The sequence below is a fragment of the Sulfobacillus harzensis genome (genome assembly GCF_012933365.1).
GTDB classification, from domain to species: Bacteria; Bacillota; Sulfobacillia; order Sulfobacillales; family Sulfobacillaceae; genus Sulfobacillus_B; species Sulfobacillus_B harzensis.
The window spans coordinates 1-646 of sequence record NZ_JABBVZ010000318.1 but is presented as its reverse complement, the minus strand read 5'-3'; the positions used below and the strand labels follow the sequence as shown (position 1 = coordinate 646).

1 protein-coding gene is annotated in these 646 nt (G+C 53.7%); it reads right to left on the bottom strand.

Annotation, left to right across the window (positions count from 1 at the left end; genetic code table 11):
* Window positions 1-118: 118 nt before the first annotated feature.
* A complete protein-coding gene (locus HIJ39_RS23275) occupies window positions 119-562 on the bottom strand; it encodes an SRPBCC domain-containing protein (RefSeq protein ID WP_169103393.1) in 444 nt (147 codons plus the stop codon).
* Window positions 563-646 lie beyond the last annotated feature (84 nt).

Sequence of the window (646 nt, the reverse complement as noted above, 5' to 3'; positions counted from 1 at the left end):
GGTCGCAGAGGTCCCGGGATTTCACAAAAATCAATGAGAACAACAGGTTTCACACAAAAAACTAAGGTAGGTGGGGACAGTTTGACGCATACCACGGAACCATGGGTTCGGGCCTGTCTCACGCCTCGTTCGTACTGTCTTGAGATGCAAGCAGAGTCTCTAGCTGGTTCAACTGATGCGTCCAGCCGTACTTCGCGCCACCGATTTCCTGCTTGGCGGCGCTATTGAATCCGCTTTGCTCCAAGTGAAGCCGGATCACACCATTGTCAGATTCCGTCAGCGTCCAGGTGACAGTGGTCTGGTGCCGACCCATCTGCCCCTCGGTCACCCAGGTGTAAGACAGACGATGCGGCGCGTCAGCTTCCAGCACCTCACAATTGACAATCCCAGTCCATCCGGTCGCCGCCTTGCCGCGAAATTGAAAGTGGCGTCCAACGACAGGCTGAAAGTCGTTCGTCTCGAAAAGCATCCACTGGGACAGAGTGGCCGGATCAGTCAGGGCGTGCCACACCCGCTCAATGGGGCTCTCAATTTCGTAATCCAACAAAACGGTTTCACTCACAGATTGTCCTCCCTTGAAAAAAGATTTGTTGTACCGTATTTAGGGCCTGAACTGACGCAACTACAACACATGTAGCGGTGGTCA